This is a genomic window from Pseudonocardia sp., from assembly GCF_035305885.1.
In the GTDB taxonomy this organism is placed as follows: domain Bacteria; phylum Actinomycetota; class Actinomycetes; order Mycobacteriales; family Pseudonocardiaceae; genus Pseudonocardia.
Map to the genome: position 1 here is coordinate 20,586 of NZ_DATGOP010000072.1, position 15,831 is coordinate 36,416.

Annotated in this window: 16 protein-coding genes; 4 read left to right on the forward strand and 12 right to left on the reverse strand. The window is 74.6% G+C overall.

The annotated features are described in order from the left end of the window. Positions 1-12: 12 nt before the first annotated feature. Positions 13-1,008 (reverse strand): malate dehydrogenase, encoded by a 996-nt coding sequence (locus tag VKZ81_RS15220; RefSeq protein WP_324242207.1) that lies wholly within the window; start codon positions 1,006-1,008, stop codon positions 13-15. A 142-nt stretch (positions 1,009-1,150) separates the two neighbouring features. Between VKZ81_RS15220 and VKZ81_RS15225 the strand changes: the two genes are divergently transcribed. Then, positions 1,151-1,498 (forward strand): DUF485 domain-containing protein, encoded by a 348-nt coding sequence (locus tag VKZ81_RS15225; RefSeq protein ID WP_324242208.1) that lies wholly within the window; start codon positions 1,151-1,153, stop codon positions 1,496-1,498. 3 nt (positions 1,499-1,501) lie between these two features. Here VKZ81_RS15225 and VKZ81_RS15230 read toward each other — a convergent pair whose 3' ends face one another. Genes VKZ81_RS15230 through VKZ81_RS15255 form a run of 6 tightly spaced genes read right to left on the reverse strand, consistent with a single transcriptional unit; the run spans position 1,502 to position 9,199 of the window. After that, positions 1,502-3,556: an exonuclease domain-containing protein gene (locus VKZ81_RS15230; RefSeq protein ID WP_324242209.1), complete on the reverse strand. Its 2,055-nt coding sequence runs from the start codon at positions 3,554-3,556 to the stop codon at positions 1,502-1,504. Then, positions 3,553-3,918, reverse strand: a complete 366-nt coding sequence (locus VKZ81_RS15235; protein ID WP_324242210.1) for a response regulator transcription factor — start codon at positions 3,916-3,918, stop codon at positions 3,553-3,555. The genes VKZ81_RS15230 and VKZ81_RS15235 overlap by 4 nt, the downstream gene beginning before the upstream one ends. Positions 3,919-3,922: 4 nt before the next feature. Continuing rightward, positions 3,923-6,532, reverse strand: a complete 2,610-nt coding sequence (locus VKZ81_RS15240) for a sensor histidine kinase (RefSeq protein ID WP_324242211.1) — start codon at positions 6,530-6,532, stop codon at positions 3,923-3,925. Further along, complete coding sequence (locus VKZ81_RS15245) at positions 6,532-6,711, reverse strand: hypothetical protein (RefSeq protein ID WP_324242212.1); 180 nt, start codon at positions 6,709-6,711, stop codon at positions 6,532-6,534. The genes VKZ81_RS15240 and VKZ81_RS15245 overlap by 1 nt, the downstream gene beginning before the upstream one ends. 5 nt (positions 6,712-6,716) lie before the next feature. Continuing rightward, a complete protein-coding gene (locus tag VKZ81_RS15250; protein WP_324242213.1) occupies positions 6,717-8,138 on the reverse strand; it encodes a DUF294 nucleotidyltransferase-like domain-containing protein in 1,422 nt (473 codons plus the stop codon). 56 nt (positions 8,139-8,194) lie between these two features. Further along, entirely contained in the window at positions 8,195-9,199 is a 1,005-nt protein-coding gene (locus VKZ81_RS15255; protein WP_324242214.1) for a VWA domain-containing protein, read from the reverse strand. A 111-nt stretch (positions 9,200-9,310) separates the two neighbouring features. Here VKZ81_RS15255 and VKZ81_RS15260 point away from each other — a divergent pair, with 111 nt between their 5' ends. Genes VKZ81_RS15260 through VKZ81_RS15270 form a run of 3 tightly spaced genes read left to right on the forward strand, consistent with a single transcriptional unit; the run spans position 9,311 to position 11,846 of the window. Further along, positions 9,311-10,510, forward strand: a complete 1,200-nt coding sequence (locus VKZ81_RS15260) for a DUF418 domain-containing protein (RefSeq protein ID WP_324242215.1) — start codon at positions 9,311-9,313, stop codon at positions 10,508-10,510. Positions 10,511-10,536: 26 nt separating this feature from the next. Next, on the forward strand, positions 10,537-10,971 hold the full coding sequence (locus VKZ81_RS15265; protein WP_324242216.1) for a hypothetical protein: 435 nt from the start codon (positions 10,537-10,539) through the stop codon (positions 10,969-10,971). A 23-nt stretch (positions 10,972-10,994) separates the two neighbouring features. Then, positions 10,995-11,846 (forward strand): alpha/beta fold hydrolase, encoded by an 852-nt coding sequence (locus VKZ81_RS15270; protein WP_324242217.1) that lies wholly within the window; start codon positions 10,995-10,997, stop codon positions 11,844-11,846. Here the strand turns inward: VKZ81_RS15270 and VKZ81_RS15275 are convergent. The 5 genes from VKZ81_RS15275 to VKZ81_RS15295 form a co-directional block, all read right to left on the reverse strand. Beyond that, positions 11,818-12,300 carry a CoA-binding protein gene (locus VKZ81_RS15275; protein WP_324242218.1) on the reverse strand — a complete coding sequence of 161 codons (483 nt, stop codon included), beginning with the start codon at positions 12,298-12,300 and terminating at the stop codon, positions 11,818-11,820. The genes VKZ81_RS15270 and VKZ81_RS15275 overlap by 29 nt on opposite strands. Beyond that, the gene (locus VKZ81_RS15280; RefSeq protein ID WP_324242219.1) at positions 12,297-13,598 is read right to left on the reverse strand and encodes an O-acetylhomoserine aminocarboxypropyltransferase/cysteine synthase family protein; all 1,302 of its coding nucleotides are present in this window, start codon (positions 13,596-13,598) and stop codon (positions 12,297-12,299) included. The genes VKZ81_RS15275 and VKZ81_RS15280 overlap by 4 nt, the downstream gene beginning before the upstream one ends. Positions 13,599-13,635: 37 nt before the next feature. Next, a complete protein-coding gene (locus VKZ81_RS15285; protein WP_324242220.1) occupies positions 13,636-14,178 on the reverse strand; it encodes an OsmC family protein in 543 nt (180 codons plus the stop codon). Between the two features lie 128 nt (positions 14,179-14,306). Continuing rightward, positions 14,307-15,029, reverse strand: coding sequence for a dienelactone hydrolase family protein (locus VKZ81_RS15290; RefSeq protein WP_324242221.1), 723 nt, complete (start codon positions 15,027-15,029; stop codon positions 14,307-14,309). A gap of 10 nt (positions 15,030-15,039) precedes the next feature. Continuing rightward, entirely contained in the window at positions 15,040-15,192 is a 153-nt protein-coding gene (locus tag VKZ81_RS15295) for a hypothetical protein (protein ID WP_324242222.1), read from the reverse strand. Positions 15,193-15,831: the final 639 nt, after the last annotated feature.

Sequence of the window (15,831 nt, forward strand, 5' to 3'; positions counted from 1 at the left end):
GCCTGGCGGGCCTCAGATCAGGCCGAGCGACTTCACGGCCTCGCGCTCCTCGATCAGCTCGGCGACCGAGGCGTCGATCTTGCCGCGGGAGAACTCGTCGATGTCCAGGCCCTGCACGATCTCCCACTTCCCGTCCTTCGACACCACGGGGAAGCTGGAGATGAGGCCCTCCGGCACGCCGTAGGAGCCGTCCGACGGGATGGCCGCGGAGGTCCAGTCGCCCTCCGGGGTGCCGTTGACCCAGTCGTAGACGTGGTCGATCGCCGCGTTGGCCGCCGACGCCGCCGACGAGGCGCCGCGCGCCTCGATGATCGCGGCGCCCCGCTTGGCGACCGTCGGGATGAACTCGTCGCGCAGCCAGGACTCGTCGACCTGCTCGGCCGCGGGCTTGCCGCCGACCTCGGCGTGGAACAGGTCGGGGTACTGGGTGGCGGAGTGATTGCCCCAGATCGTCATCTTCTTGATCTCGGTGACCGACACCTGGAGCTTCTTGGCCAGCTGGGCGATCGCGCGGTTGTGGTCGAGCCGGGTCATCGCGGTGAACCGCTCGGCGGGCACGTCCGGGGCGGCCGACTGCGCGATGAGCGCGTTGGTGTTGGCCGGGTTGCCCACGACGAGGACGCGCACGTCGTCGGCGGCGTGGTCGTTGATCGCCTTGCCCTGCGGGGCGAAGATGCCGCCGTTGGCCTCGAGCAGGTCGCCGCGCTCCATCCCCTTGGTGCGCGGGCGGGCGCCGACGAGCAGGGCGATGTTCGCCCCCTCGAACGCGACGTCGGCGCTGTCGGTGATGTCGATGCCCTGCAGCAGCGGGAACGCGCAGTCGTCCAGCTCCATCGCCGTGCCCTCGGCGGCCTTCACCGCCTGCGGGATCTCCAGCAGGCGCAGCTTGACCGGCTTGTCGGGCCCGAGCAGCTGGCCGGAGGCGATCCGGAACAGCAGCGCGTAGCCGATCTGGCCGGCGGCGCCGGTGACGGTGACGGTGACGGGAGAGGAGGTCGACGCAGACACGCGGGCAGGCTAGCCCTCCGCGCGCCCGCGCGCCGCGACGGGGACCACGTTTGCACCGTGGGCTCGCGCACCCCGTGCACCCGGCCTACCGTGGTGGTGCCCACCACCCGTCCGCGCGCGGAAAGGTGCGAAGGAGCACGCGATGGCCGACACCGATCGACCGGCCGAGGGCAGGACCGCCACGGTCTACGAAGAGGTGCAGCGGTCCCCGGAGTTCCAGGGGCTGCGGCGCAGGCTGCGCCGCTTCGTGTTCCCGATGAGCGCGGCGTTCCTGCTCTGGTACCTGCTGTACGTGCTGCTCGCCAGCTTCGCCCCGGGCTTCATGGCCCAGAAGCTGGTCGGGAACATCAACGTCGGGCTCGTGATCGGGCTGCTGCAGTTCGTCTCGACGTTCGTGATCACCGCCGTCTACGTCCGCTACGCGAACCGGCACCTCGACCCGGAGGCCGAGCGGCTGCGGGCGATCATCGAGGAACGCGGGGCCGCCTGACGATCACGGCGCCGACCGCCGGTAGAGCCGTTCGCTGGTGCGGGCCTGCGCGGTGGCGGCCGCCGCCGCCCTGAGCTCACCGAGGGTGTGCACGCCGCGCACGGCGAGCAGCGGCAGCAGGCGCAGGAAGATCTCGCCGGTGAGCAGCGCGTCGCCCAGCGCGGTGTGCCTGCCGACGAGGTCCACGCCGAGACGCTCGGCCATCGCCTCGAGCGTGTGCCCCTCGTGGTCCGGGTGGACCACACCGTCGATGAGCAGCGTGTCGAGCAGCGGCGCGGCGAGGACCGTGCCGGTGCGCCGCTGCGCGGCGGCGAGGAACGCCATGTCGAACGCGACGTTGTGGCCGACGAGCACGCTGCCGGACGCGAACGCGGCGAACGCGGGCAGCACCTCGTCCAGCGTGGGCGCGCCGCGCACGAGGTCGCGGGTGATGCCGTGCACCGCCGACGCCGTGCGGGGGATGCCGCGGCCCGGGTCGACGAGGCGCTCGAAGGTCTCGGTGCGCAGCAGGCGGCCCCCGACGATCCGCACCGCCCCGATCGAGACGATCTCGTCGCCCTCGTCGGGGGAGAAGCCGGTCGTCTCGGTGTCGAACACGGTGTAGGTGAGCCGGTCGAGGCGGCTCGTCTCCCACTCCGACCACGTCGCCGGGTCGGGCTGGAAGCGCTCGAGCTCGAAGTCGTACAGCGCGGGCGGGGGTTCCTCGACCCGGGCCGGCGGGGCGGGCCGGGGCTCGTCGGGGGAGCGGGGCAGGAGCACCCGCACGAGGGGTCGGTGGGCGTCGGCCCACAGCTCGCCGCCGTGCCTGCGGACGACGGCCGCCGCCTCCGCGGCGTCGCGTTCGAGGACGCCCGCCCGCAACGGCTCGCCCGCCCACCCGATGTCGACGCGGGCGAGCCGGCCCGCGCCGTCGGCCCCGGCGCCGAGCACGACCTCGCCGGCGCCGTGCCGCTCGCGAAGCAGCCCCACCACGGATGCGAGCGCGTCGGTGACGGCGAAGCTGTCGACGCTGAACCACACCTCGTCCGCGACGTCGGCGATCCGGGCGTTCTCGGCCCGCGCCGCGACGGCGCCGAGCAGGTCCCGCGCGGAGATGTCGCTGACGGACCAGGCGCGCGGGTCCGCGCCGGTCTCGGCGGTGAGCCGCCGGCTCGCCTCGCCGAGGCGGCCGGCCTCCTCGGCGATCACCTCGAGGAAGCGGCGGCGCTGCTCGTCGGGCACGTCCGGGTAGTCCAACAGGGCCCCCGCGGCGGCGCCGATGCTGCCCGCGGCGCCCCGTACCAGGTCGGTGGTGGACTCGAGCAGCTCGGCGTGCCGGGCCGCCGACCGGCCGGGGCGTGTGGCGTCCTCGCAGACCAGCACGAACCCGCCCGTCTCGCCCGGCAGGCGGGCGAGCCGGACGCGGACGAGGCGCCCCTCCCGCTCGGCGGTCGCCTCGGCCGGCGTCGACCCGGCGTCGGCGCGCGCGAGGCCGTGCACGACGAGGTCGCGGTCGAGCAGCCCGAACACCGACCGGCCGAGCCCGACGTCGTCGCCGAACAGGGCGCGGGCCGCCGCGTTGTAGAGCAGGATCCGCCCGTCCTCGGCGCAGACCAGCACCGCGACGGTCAGCGTCCCCATGAGGACCGCGAGCCGGTGCCGCTCGCGTTCGAGGTCGGCGGCCGCGGCCGCCACGTGCTCGGCGACGTCGTGGCGGGCCGCCGCATACCGCGCCGCCAGGTCGTTCAGCGCGGCGGCCAGGTCGCGCAGCTCGGGCGGCCCGGACGGGGTGGCGCGGTGGTCGGGGTTGGCGTCGAGCACCACCCGCACGTCGGCGGCGAGCCTGCGGGCCGGGGTGGCCCAGCGGCGCAGCGCCGCGGCCACGACCAGGCCGGCGAGCAGCGCGACGAGCACCGCGGCGACGGCGAGGAAGGCCAGCTGCTCGCGCACCACCGCGGCGAGCACCGCCCGCTGCTCGGCGGGCGCGGCGGCGTGGAGCGCCGCGCCGACGGCCGCGGCCACCGCGACCGGCGCGAGCGCCCCGGCCACGACGACCCCGGCGCGGGCGGCCGGGCTCACGGGCCCGCCCCGAGCAGCTGCTGCACCCGCGCCACCAGCTCCTGGGTGCCGAACGGCTTGGTCACGTAGTCGTCGGCGCCGACCGCGAAGCCTTTGGTGATCTCGGCCTCGCGCCCCTTCGCGGTGAGCATGACGATCTTGCGCCGGAACCCGTCGGCACGCAGCGTCTGGCAGACCTCGTAGCCGTCGCGGCCGGGCAGCATCAGGTCGAGCAGCACCAGGTCGGGCTCGAACTCGGTCACCGCCGCGAGCGCCGCGTCGCCGTCGCCGACCGAGCGGACCTCGTGGCCCTGCCTGCGCATCAGGAACTCCAGCGAGACCACGATGTTGGGCTCGTCGTCGCAGATCAGGATCCGCGCCATGCGCCTACCGCCTCCTGGCCGGGACGGGGAGCCCGACCGTGAACGTGGCGCCCCGGCCGTCGCCACCGCAGTCGGACACGTGCAGGGTGCCACCGAACTGCTCGACGATCCGCCTGCTGATCGCGAGCCCCAGCCCGGTGCCGCCCGCCGCGCCCCGTCGGAACCGGTCGAAGATCAGCTCCCGGTCCGACGGCGGCACGCCGGGGCCGTCGTCGGAGACGTCGATGCGCGCGGTCCCGTCGTCGGCGCGCACGGCGACCCGCACGCGCCCGGACGGCGGGGTGACCTTGACCGCGTTGGACAGCAGGTTCAGCAGGACCTGCATGACGCCGTCCCGGTCGACGTGGGCGAGCGGACCCGGCCCGTCGACCTCGACGTCGAGCGCCACTTCCTTGTCGGTGAACAGCTGGGCCGTGGCGGAGGCGGCCTCCTCGACCACCGAGCGCAGGTCGACGTCGGTGACCTGCCAGGACGCCTGGCCGGATTCGAGCCGCGCGAGGTCGAGCACCTGGTTCACCATCCTGGTCAGCCGTTCGGTCTCCGTCGCCATGATCTCCAGGTAGCGGGCGCGCTCCTCGGTGGGCAGGTCCGGGTTGTCGCGCAGGATCTCGGTGAACGCCCGGATCGCGGTGAGCGGCGTGCGCAGTTCGTGGGTCACGGTCGCGACGAACTCGTCCTTGAGCCGGTCCAGCTCGCGCAGGTGCTGGGCCTCGCCGACCAGCTCGACGACCTCGGCCATCCCGAGCGGCTCCTCGTCGGCCACCGACGCGACGAGCGCCCTCGCAGCGGCCGGGCCGACCGCGCCGGTGAGCGCGGTCTCCACTTGCCGCACCAGCTCCGGGTCGGCCAGCGCCTCGTCGGGCAGCGGGACACCCCGCCGCGCGGTGTGCTCGGTGACGAGGGCCGCGGCGGCCTCGGCGCCGACGAACCGCGCGAGCAGATCGCGCAGCCGTGCCACGGGCACGCTGCCGCGGTAGAAGCGGGTGCCCGGCCCGGGGGTGCGCCGGTCGATGTCGACGAACAGGGCCGCGTTCCCGGCCTCGGCCGGGGTTCGCCTGCCCGCCAGCGACACCCCGACGAACAGGGCGACGTTGACCAGCAGGCTCCAGAACACGCCGGCCCCGACCGCGCCCATCCCGGTGAGTCCGAACAGCTCCTGCGGGCGCAGCAGCGCCACTCCGAACGGGCCGTCACGCACGATCGACTCGGGCACCCAGCCCGTCCGGGCGAGCTCGGGCATCAGCAGCGTGTAGGCCCACAGCACGATGCCCGCGGTCAGGCCGGCGAGCGCCCCGTTGCGGGTGGCGCCCTTCCACCACAGCCCGCCGAGCAGGGCGGGGGCGAACTGCGCGACCGCGGCGAACGACACCAGCCCCATGTCGACCAGGCCCAGCGCGTCGCCGGTGATCCGGAAGAACCCGAAGCCCAGCAGCAGGACGACGAGGATCGTGACGCGGCGGATCCGCAGCACGAGCCTGCCGAGGTCGCCGCGGTCGGCGAGGCCGGGCCCTCCCCACCGCGGCCTGCGCAGCAGCAGCGGCATGACCAGCGAGTTCGACACCATCGTCGAGAGCGCGATCGTCTCCACGATCACCATTCCGGTGGCGGCCGACAGCCCGCCGACGAACACCAGCAGCGCGAGCGCGCTGTGCTGCTGCAGGGCGAGCACGTAGGTGTCCGGGCTGACCGCGGGGCCGAGCGTGAGCAGGCCGGCGAGCGCGATCGGCAGCACGAAGATGTTGATCACGAGCAGGTAGAGCGGGAACAGCCAGGAGGCCGTGCGCACGTGCCGCTCGTCGACGTTCTCGACGACCGCGATCTGGAACTGCCGCGGCAGCAGCAGCACCGCGAACGCCGACAGCACGATCAGCCAGAACCAGTTGCCGTACCCGTCGATGGCGACGGCGGTCGCGAGCGCGGGCGTCGCCGCGGCCGCCTCGAACAGGTCGGTGAGGCCACCGAACAGGCCGAAGGTGACGTACAGCCCGGCGGCGAGGAACGCGACGAGCTTGACCACCGACTCGAAGGCGATCGCTGCGACCACGCCCTCGTGGCGCTCGGTGGCGTCCAGGTGCGCCGTGCCGAACAGGATGGCGAAGAGCGCGAGCACCAGCGCGACGTAGAGGGCGGTGTCGGCGTAGGCGGGCACGTCCGTGGTCGAGACGGCACCGCCGGAGACGAGCCGGAAGGTGCTCGACACCGCCTTGAGCTGCAGCGCGATGTAGGGCACGGTGCCGACCACGGCGATCAGCGCCACCAACCCGCCGAGCAGGCGGCTGTTGCCGTAGCGAGCGGCGGCGAAGTCCGACAGCGAGGTGATGCGGTAACGCTTGCTGACCCGGATGAGCTTCTGCAGCACGATCGCCGAGCAGCCCATGGCGAGCGCGGGCCCGAGGTAGATCGTGAGGAACTCCAGCCCGCGCGTGGCGGCGCGCCCCACGCTGCCGTAGTAGGTCCATGAGGTGGCGTAGACGGCGAGCGACAGCGCGTAGACGCCGCCGCTGGCGATCAGGCTGCGGCCGGCGGCGGCGCGCTGGTCGCCGCGGTGGGCGATGCCGAACAGCAGACCGAGGTAGGCCAGCGAGACGACGACCACCACCCAGGCCGGGACCATCAGTCCCCCCGCCTCGACAGCACGGCGACCGCCACGACGAGCACCGCCCACACCGCGAACAGGTACGCCCACACCAGCGGCAGCCCGAGCACCAGCGTCGGCCGGTCGAACAGCGACAGCAGCGGGTAGGTGAAGCAGGCCGCGGCGAGCGCGGTGACGGCGATCAGCTTGGCGCGCACGCGGCTCACCCCGGGTCCGGGTGGGTCAGGGAGCTGGCCTCCAGGGCGGAGCGCACCGCGCGCAGCGCGGCCTGCAGTTCGCGGCGCCGCGGCGCCGACAGCGTGCGGGGCACCTCCGCGCCCAGCTCGGCCGCGAGCCGCACCGACAGCAGCGTCTCGTAGGCGTCGATCAGCGTGTCGGCGGTGTCGGAGGAGATCAGGCCGCCCGCCGCGGCGGCGCGCAGCCGGCCTGCGGTGGTGCGTTCCGCGGAGCCCGCGGCGAGGCCGTAGAGCCGGCCGAGCAGCACGACCGGGACGGTGCCGCGCAGCTTGAGCTCGGGCGGCGGGAGCCGCTCCACCCGCAGCCTCCCGAACCGGTGCGCGCGGGGGGAGAACCGGCGCGCGGTCCGGGCGAGCGCGAGTTGGATGCCCGGCCGGTCGCGGCCCCTGGCCAGCACGCGGTCCAGCACGTCGACGTCCAGCTCGCCGGCGACCCGCCGCAGGTCCAGGAACACCTGCGCGCCCAGCAGGCTGCGCGCGTCCGGCTCGTCGAGCCAGCCCTGGAACGTGCGCTGCCAGCCCTCGAGCGGGCGGCACCAGCCGGTGGCCATGAACCCGCCCGGGCAGCGCGGCACCCCGGCCGCGGCCAGCCCGTCGGTCACCCGCGCAGCGAGCGTCGCGAAGTACTCGCCCGCCTCCGCGCCGGGTTCGGCGTAGGCCAGCGCGGTGTCCTGGTCCGAGCGGGGTAGCTGCTCCATGCGCCCCTGCGAGCCGAGCGCGAGCCACGCGTACGGGACGGGCGGGGGACCGAGTTCCTGCTCGGCGAGCTCCAGCATCCGGATGGTGAGGGTGTCGTGCAGGCTCGCCACGACCGCCGCGATCCGCAGCGCGTCGACGCCGTCGGCGAGCAGGGCGGCCGCGACGCCCGCCACATCCGCCGCCAGGTCCGCGAGCGCGGGGTCGCGCGGCCCGCCCGCCCCGGCCCGGCGGATCCGGTCCGTCACCAGCAGCGGGCTCGCCGACTGCTGGCGGATGAGGTCGACGTCGGTGAGCACGCCGACGATCCGGCCGCCGCGCAGCACCGGGACGTGCTCGATGCCCTCGTCGAGCATCAGAAGCAGCGCCCGGATCAGCGGGGCGCCCGCGGGCAGCGCGTGCACCGGGCTGCTCATGACCTGCTCGACCGGGGTGTCGGGCGGGCGGCGCTCGGCCACGATCCGGGCCAGGTCCCCGTTGGTGACGATGCCGTCGGGTCGGGAGGTGACCACCGCGCAGCTGTGGTGGCCCTCGCGCATGGCCGCCGCGACGTCGGCGACCGTGGCGGTGGGCGGGACGAACAGCGGCGCCCGGCCGACCACGTCCGCCAGCGGGGTGCCGAGCCCCGTGTCCCGGCCGGCGCCCGGCGGCCCGTCGGTCACCTCGGCCTCCCGGCCGGCGCGGGAGTCCACCCGGATCACGGTGCAAGTGGAGACCGGGGCGGCTGCCCTGTCAACAGAGGCTCTTCTCAGGGGGTCCGGCGCCCGAGCACCAGGGCCGAGGCCAGCGCCGCCATCGCGGCCAGCGTCCCGCAGGCGAACCACGGCCTGCTCACGTCGACGGCGCGGGTCTCGTATCCGACCTGGTCCCGCACCTGCCCGTAGACCTCCCGCAGCTCGTCCGCGCTCGACGCCGAGAACGACCGGCCGCCCGAGATGCGGGCGATCTCGCGCATCGCGGCCTCGTCCACCGGGACCGGCTGGGGCCTCCCCTCGAGCTCGATGGAGCCGTAGTCGGTGCCGAACGCGATCGTTGACACGGGGATGCCGGCGGCCGCCGCGGCCCGCGCCGCGCTGAAGGCGCCCCGTGGCCGGTTCTCCGCGTCCGGGCCGCCGGGCACCATCTGCTTGCCGTCGATCATGAGGACGACGTGCGCGGGCGGCGGTCCCTCCTCGTCGCCCGGTACGGCCGCGGCGAAGGACTCGATCGACGTCAGCGCCGCGAAGATCGCCTCCCCGGTGGCGGTGGACTCCGACAGCCTCAACTCGTCGATCGCGCGCTCGACCGCGACCCGGTCCGTCGTGGGGGCCACCAGCACCGCCGCGGACCCGGCGAAGGAGACCAGGCCGAGGTTCATCGACGGCAGCTCCCGAGCGAAGGTCTTCGCGGCCGACTGCGCGGCGACCAGCCGGCTCGGCTCGACGTCGGTGGCCATCATCGACAACGACACGTCGACGACCATCACGATCGTCGCGCGGTTGCGCGACACCTGCGCCTGCGCCGTAGGCCCGGCCAGGCCCACGACCATGACGGCGAGCGCGGCCAGCAGCAGGGCGGTCGGGACGTGCCGCGGCCAGCCCGGCCGGGCGGGCGCGACGCGGTCCAGCAGGTCGAGCCCCGTGAACCGCACGGTGTCGCGCTTGCGCCGCACCTGCAGCAGGACGTAGCCGGCCGACAGGCCGCCCACGACCACCAACAACAGCAGCCACGCGGGCCGGCTCAGCGTCATCGGCAGCGTCATCGGCAGCGTCATCGGCATCCCCCGGTGTGCCGATCAGCGGTCGGTCCCGGTGAACCGTCGACCGAGTGGCGCAGGGGTGAAGTGGCGACGGGCGATCGCCCCGGACGTCCTAGGTTGTCCGGTATGACCGCTCCGCTGCCGGCCGACCCGGGAGCCACGCCGATCCCCGCGCGCATCCCGGCCCCCGACGTCGCCCGCGGGTTCATGCTGCTGCTGATCGCGCTGGCGAACGTCCACCTCTGGTCGTACGGGCACGCGCTGGGCGTGCGGGGCTACCCGCGCGACCTCTCCCCGGCCGACCAGGTGGTCACGCTGGTGCAGGTGCTGTTCGTCGACGGCCGGGCCTACCCGCTGTTCGGGTTCCTGTTCGGGTACGGGATCGGGCAGCTCGCCCGCCGCCGCGCCGCGGTCGGGATGCCCGCGGAAGCCGTCGTCCAGCTGATCCGGCGCCGGGGCTGGTGGATGGTGCTGATCGGCGGCGTGCACGGGGTCCTGCTCTGGTCCGGCGACATCGTCGGCGCCTACGGGCTGATCGCCGTGGCGCTGGCCGGGCTGCTGCTGCGCGGCACCGACCGGGCGCTGCTGGGCACGGCCCTGGGCGGCGTGGCGTTCTCCGCGCTCTTCTACTCCACGTCCGTCATCCCCGGGCCGCCCGAGCAGCAGTCGCTGCTGCCGTCGATCAGCTTCTCGAACCCCCTCGAGGCGATGGGCGTCCGCGTGGTCGAGTGGCTGATCATCGGGTTCTTCTCCCAGGCGCTCGGCGTGTTCTCCGCCGTCGTGCTCGGCGCGTGGGCGGCGCGCCGCGGCCTGCTCGACGAGCCCGCCCGGCACCGGCGGCTGCTCGTGCGCACGGCCGTCGTCGGCCTGTCGGCCGCCGTCCTGCTCGGGCTGCCGCTGGCGCTCATGGCCGCGCAGCTGTGGACCGGGGTGCCGCTCGGCGCGGCGATGCTCGCCGGGGCGGTGCACGCCGTGGGCGGCTACGCGGGCGGCCTCGGCTACGCGGCCGTCTTCGGGTTGGTCGCGATCCGGCTCGCGCAGCGCACCGGCCCGGTCACCTCGGCGCTGCAGGCGTGCGGGCAACGGTCGCTGTCCAGCTACCTCGCCCAGTCCGTCGCGTTCGCGCTGCTCTTGCCCGCGTGGACGGTCGGGCTCGGGGACGGCGCGCACGTCTGGCAGACGGCGCTCTACGGCTTCGGCGCCTGGCTCGTGATCCTGCTGATCGCCGCGGCGTCGGCGCGGGCGGGCCAGCGCGGGCCCGCCGAGATCCTCCTGCGCCGCCTCACCTACGGCCCCCGGCGGGCCGCCCGAACGCCCGGGCGATAGGCCCGGCGACGGGCTACGGTCGCGGCGTGAGCACCCCGGCTCCGGACCCCCGGCCCGACGACGAGCGGCTGCCGCCGTGGGCGGGCGCCCCCGGCTTCACCCCCGGCGCGGACGGGCTCCCGCCGCACGCGCCGATGCCCGGCGCACCGCCCTACCCGGAGCCGCCGAAGCGCGAACCGGGGCCGCCGGAGCGGCCGCCGCGGACCCGGTTCGTCGCGGCCCTGGCCGCGGCCGCCGTGTGGGCGGTGGTGAACGTCGTGCTGGTCCTCGCCGTGGTCGGTCCGCCCGCCGGTCCCGCGGCGCTCGGCGCGTTCGTCGGCGCGTTGGTCGTGCCGGTGCTGCTGGCCGCGGCGGTGGTGTGGGCGATCGCCCGGCGCCGGGCGTGGTCGTTCTGGATGCTGGTGCTCGCCACGGCGCCGGTGTTCTGGGTGGTGCGCGCCTTCCTGGGGGCAGCGGGCTGAGATCGACTGGACTGGGGGAAGCGATGGCGGAGATCGAACTGTCGGCCGGAACGATCGAGTACACCGACACCGGCGGGGACGGCCCCGTGCTCGTCTTCCTGCACGGCGTGGCGATCGCGCCGTCGGTGTGGCGCCACGTCGTTCGCGAGCTGTCCGGCGAGTACCGGTGCGTGCTCCCGCACCTACCGCTGGGCTCGCACCGCCGCCCGATGCGGCCGGACGCGGACCTGTCGCTCGCCGGGCTCGCGGGCCTGATCGGCGAGTTCCTGGAGCGGCTCGACCTGCGCGACGTCACACTCGTGCAGAACGACTGGGGTGGCGCGCAGGTCCTCGTCGCCCACGGTGGAGCGCAGCGCGTGGCGCGGATGGTGCTCGTCGCCTGCGAGGCGTTCGACAACTACCCGCCCGGCATCCCGGGGCGGGCGCTCGTCGCCGTCACCCGCATCCCCGGCGCCCTCGCGCTGCTCGGGCAGCTGCTGCGGTTCCGGGCGGTCCGGCGGGCGCCGGGCGGGTGGGGCTGGATGAGCAAGCGCCCCGTGCCCGACGACGTGATGGACGAGTGGTTCCGCCCGCTGCGCGAGCAGGCCGGGGTGCGGCGCGATCTCACCGCCTACGGGCGCGGGGTGCCGCCGCGCGAGGTGCTGCTCGAATGGGCCGAGCGCAACCGCGCGTTCCCCGGGCCGGTGCTCGTCGTCTGGGCAGCGGAGGACCGGCTGATGCCGCTGGAGCACGGCAGGCGGCTCGCCGACCTCTACCCGCGGGGCAGGCTCGTGACGATCGCCGACAGCTACACGCTCGTGCCCGAGGACCAGCCCGCCGCGCTGACGGGCGTGATCCGGGCCTTCCTCACCGAGTCGCGCGCCGCCGCGAGTTGATCACGCCGGTGTTGAACCCGGCGATGTGCAGGCCGCCGTGGAATCGGGCGTGCTCGACCTTGAGGCAGCGGTCCATCACGACCTCGAGCCCGTTCTCCTCGGCCCGGCGCGCCACGTCCTCGTCGAACAGGCCGAACTGCAGCCAGAACGTCTTCACGCCGTCGAGCGCGAGCACGTCGTCGAGCACGGACGGCAGGTCCTCGCGGCGGCGGAAGACGTCGACGAGGTCGGGCACCACCGGCAGCGCTTCCAGGCTCTTGTAGACCGGCCTGCCGAGGATCTCGGTGGCGTTCGGGTTGACGAAGTAGACGTCGTAGTCGGTGCTCGACAGCAGGTAGGTGGCCACGAAGTTGCTGGCCCGCGCCGGGTTGGGCGACGCGCCCACCATCGCGACCGTGCGGGTGGAGCGCAGGATCTGCTGCCTGCGGGTTGCCGACGGGTTCTCCCAGGTCACGCGTTCTCCTTCGCCGCGGCGGCCAGCGCCTGGTCGAGGTCCCACAGGATGTCCTCCGGGTCCTCCAGGCCCACGCTGATCCGGACCAGGTCCGGCGGGACGCCCGCGTCCCGCAGCTGCTCGTCGGTGAGCTGCTGGTGGGTGGTGGAGCCGGGGTGGATCACCAGCGTGCGCGCGTCGCCGATGTTGGCGAGGTGGCTGCACAGCTGCACCGACTCGATGAACTTCGCCCCGGCCTCGCGCCCGCCGACCACGCCGAACGAGAACACCGCGCCCGGCCCGAGCGGCAGGTAGCGCTTCGCGCGGTCGTGGTGCGGGTGGTCGGGCAGGCCCGCGTAGCGGACGTAGGAGACCCGCGGGTCGGCGGCGAGCCACTCCGCCACGGCGCGGGCGTTCGCCACGTGCGCCTCCATCCGCTGCGGCAGCGTCTCCACGCCCTGGATCAACAGGAACGCGCTGTGCGGCGACAGGGTGGCGCCGATGTCGCGCAACTGCTCGGCCCGCAGCTTGGTGAGGAACCCGAACTCCTGGAAGTTGCCCCACCAGGTGAGGTTGCCGTAGGAGGGGACCGGTTCGGTCATCTGCGGGAACTTGCCGTTCCCCCACGGGAACTTCCCCGACTCGATCACCACGCCGCCGAGCGTGGTGCCGTGCCCGCCGAGGAACTTCGTGGCCGAGTGGATCACGATGTCGGCGCCGTGCTCGATCGGGCGGCACAGGTAGGGAGTGGCCATCGTCGCGTCGACGACCAGCGGGATGCCCGCCGCGTGGGCGACGTCGGCGAGCCCCGCGATGTCGGCGATCTCGCCGCCCGGGTTGGAGATCACCTCGGCGAACACGAGCTTCGTCCGCGGGGTGATCGCCGCGGCGAACGCCTCCGGGTCGCCGCCCGCCACGAACGTGGTCTCCACCCCGAACCGCCGCAGCGTCACGTCGAGCTGCGTGATCGTGCCGCCGTAGAGGCCCGCGGCCGCGACGATGTGGTCGCCGGCGCCGGCGAGGCAGGCGAACGTGAGGAACTCCGCCGACTGCCCGCTCGCCGTCGCCACCGCGCCGAGCCCGCCTTCGAGGCTCGCCAGCCGCTCTTCGAGCGCCGCGACGGTGGGGTTGGAGATGCGGCTGTAGATCAACCCGTACTTCTGCAGCGCGAACAGGCTCGCGGCGTCGGTGGTGTCCTCGAACACGAAGCTCGTGGACTGGTAGATCGGCACCGCTCGGGCCCCGGTCGCGATGTCGGGCACATGGCCTGCGTGCACGGCTCGCGTGCGGAAGCCCCAGCTGCGGTCCTGCTCGCTCATGTCTCCATCCTGCTACGTCGTGTCGGGCCCGGCCGGGTCAGCTCGTGACGAGTTCCGTCGTGACCGGCGTCGTGTTGCGGAACAGGTCGAGCACGGGGCAGTGCGCGTCGACCGCCTCCTTCAGCTCGCGGTAGCGCTGCGGCTCCGCGGGACCGGACAGGCGCACCGCCACGCGCACCTCGCCGAAGCCCGGCCGCACGCCGTCGTCGAGGCCGAAGAAGCCGCGCACGTCGAGGTCGCCCTCGACCTCCAACTCGATGTCGTCGAGCGGGATGCCGAGCTGCACCGCCCAGAACCGGTAGGTGACGACCTGGCACGACAGCAACGCGACCAGCGCGTTCTCCACCGGGTTCGGGGCGTCGTCCTCGCCGCCGAGCGCGGGCGGCTCGTCGACGAGCACCGTGTGCCTGCCCACGCGGATGTGGGAGCGGACGCCGTCGCCGCCGGCGCCCTCGGTGCGGAAGAGGGCGAGGGCCTTGCCGGGGTCGTCGGCGATCGCGGATCCGGTGGCGTCGATGATGCCGCGCAGGTGCTGGTCGCGGGCGGTCGCGGGCGCAGGGGTGTTCGCGTCGATGGACATCAAAGCTCCTGGTGTGCGAAGGGGTGTCGGGTCAGCGCGGACCCGGACACCCGCAGGTGCACACCAGCGCGTAGTCGACGTGCCGGCGGCGCACGAGGAGGGGCGTCGGGAGCGGCACGCCTTCCTTCCTAGTCGATCGAATCCGTCCCGTCGAGGTGCTCGCGGAAGAACGCGACGATCCTGCGGTGCGCGTCCTCCGCGCTCGGCGCGTGGTACTCGGCGTGCATCGGCGTGTACTTGGTCAGCCGCCCGAGCAGACCGGGCGGGCGGCTGAAGAACGAGTGCCCCGCCTCCGGATAGGTGCGCACGTCGTGCGGCACGCCCAGCTCCTCGAGCCGGGCCTGCAGGCGCTCGCCGAAGCCGCGGGTGGTGCGGTCACGGCCGCCGTAGCTCGCCACCACCGGGCAGGACCGTGGGACCGGGAGCGGCAGGTTGTAGAACGGGGCGCTCACCTTGTAGCGGCCGCTGCCGGCGAGGAGCAGCGCGAAGCTCCCGCCGAGGCAGAACCCGATGGTGCCGATGCGGTCGGCGTCGACCTCGGGGCGTGCGGCGAGCCACCGGCGGCCGGCCTCGATGTCGTCCAGCTCCTGCCCACGCCCGCGCACGACCGTGCGCATCGCCCGCGCGACGCACAGCCCCTTGACCCGCCCGCGCGCGAACAGGTCCGGGATGAGCACCGCGTACCCCTCGGCGGCGAGGTCCCGGGCGACGCGGCGCATCTCGTCGTTCATCCCGAACGCCTCGTAGATCATCACCAGCGCCGGTCCGGGCTCCGTGCGGTCGTCCGGAACGGTCAGCACGCCCGGGAGCTGCACGCCGTCGTCGGCGAGGAAGCTGATCTCGGTCTGCACGCGCTCGACGCTACGGGTTGCGCGCGCGGGCCGGTGGTCCGTCGTCGGGGGTGATGACCGGTGGGGTGAACCAGCGGTCGTCGGTGAACGCACCGGAGTCGTCGAGCAGGTAGTCGGGTCGACGGCGTTCGCGGCCCTGGTTGGCACCGAGGGCGCCGAACACGGGTGGGTACAGCCCGCCCGTGTTGCCCGGCCCGACCCCTCGGGGCCCTGCGGTCCCCGGGGTTGTTCCGGTGGACGGACCCGTGGTGGTGGTCCGCGCGCCGGGCTCGGGGACGGCTCGGCCGGGTGGTGGTTCCGGCGTGGCGCGTGGGCCGGGGAACGGAGCCGGGTCCGGGCCGGTGGTGTCGAGGCCGGGGAAGCGCGGGCCGGGTCGGGTGGGGGCCGGGGGTACGAGGTCAGGTCGTCCGGGTGGCAGGACCTGGCCTGGCGGGACGGGGCGGGCTCCGCTCCCGGGCGGGGCGGCCGGGCGGGCCGGCAGGCCGGGCGCGACCGGTGGCGGTGCCAGGGGAGGGGGGATGGGGGGTGCGGGGCCGGGTCCGGGGCTGGGGGTGCCCGGTCCGGGCACGGTGACCCGGTCGGAGGGCTGGGGCACCGCGCCGGTCGGTGCGACCGTGGGCACGGGTGGGATGGCGGCGGGTGGGATCGACGTGGCCGGTGGCGGGGGGATCGGCGGTGCGGCTGGCGTGCCGCCCGGAGGGGCCGCGTTCGGTGGGGCCGGCGGCAGCGCCCCGTTCGGCGGGGCCGGGACGGGTGGCACGTCGGCGGGCGGCACCGGGGTGGGCCCCGGAGGGGCGGCCGG

Bases quoted from the DNA above. Each gene is read 5' to 3' on its own strand.
- VKZ81_RS15225 (WP_324242208.1), top strand. From the start codon at position 1,151: ATGGCCGACACCGATCGACCGGCCGAGGGCAGGACCGCCACGGTCTAC.
- VKZ81_RS15235 (WP_324242210.1), bottom strand. From the start codon at position 3,918: ATGGCGCGGATCCTGATCTGCGACGACGAGCCCAACATCGTGGTCTCG.
- VKZ81_RS15240 (WP_324242211.1), bottom strand. From the start codon at position 6,532: ATGGTCCCGGCCTGGGTGGTGGTCGTCGTCTCGCTGGCCTACCTCGGT.
- VKZ81_RS15255 (WP_324242214.1), bottom strand. From the start codon at position 9,199: ATGACGCTGCCGATGACGCTGCCGATGACGCTGAGCCGGCCCGCGTGG.
- VKZ81_RS15260 (WP_324242215.1), top strand. From the start codon at position 9,311: ATGACCGCTCCGCTGCCGGCCGACCCGGGAGCCACGCCGATCCCCGCG.
- VKZ81_RS15270 (WP_324242217.1), top strand. From the start codon at position 10,995: ATGGCGGAGATCGAACTGTCGGCCGGAACGATCGAGTACACCGACACC.
- VKZ81_RS15280 (WP_324242219.1), bottom strand. From the start codon at position 13,598: ATGAGCGAGCAGGACCGCAGCTGGGGCTTCCGCACGCGAGCCGTGCAC.
- VKZ81_RS15285 (WP_324242220.1), bottom strand. From the start codon at position 14,178: ATGTCCATCGACGCGAACACCCCTGCGCCCGCGACCGCCCGCGACCAG.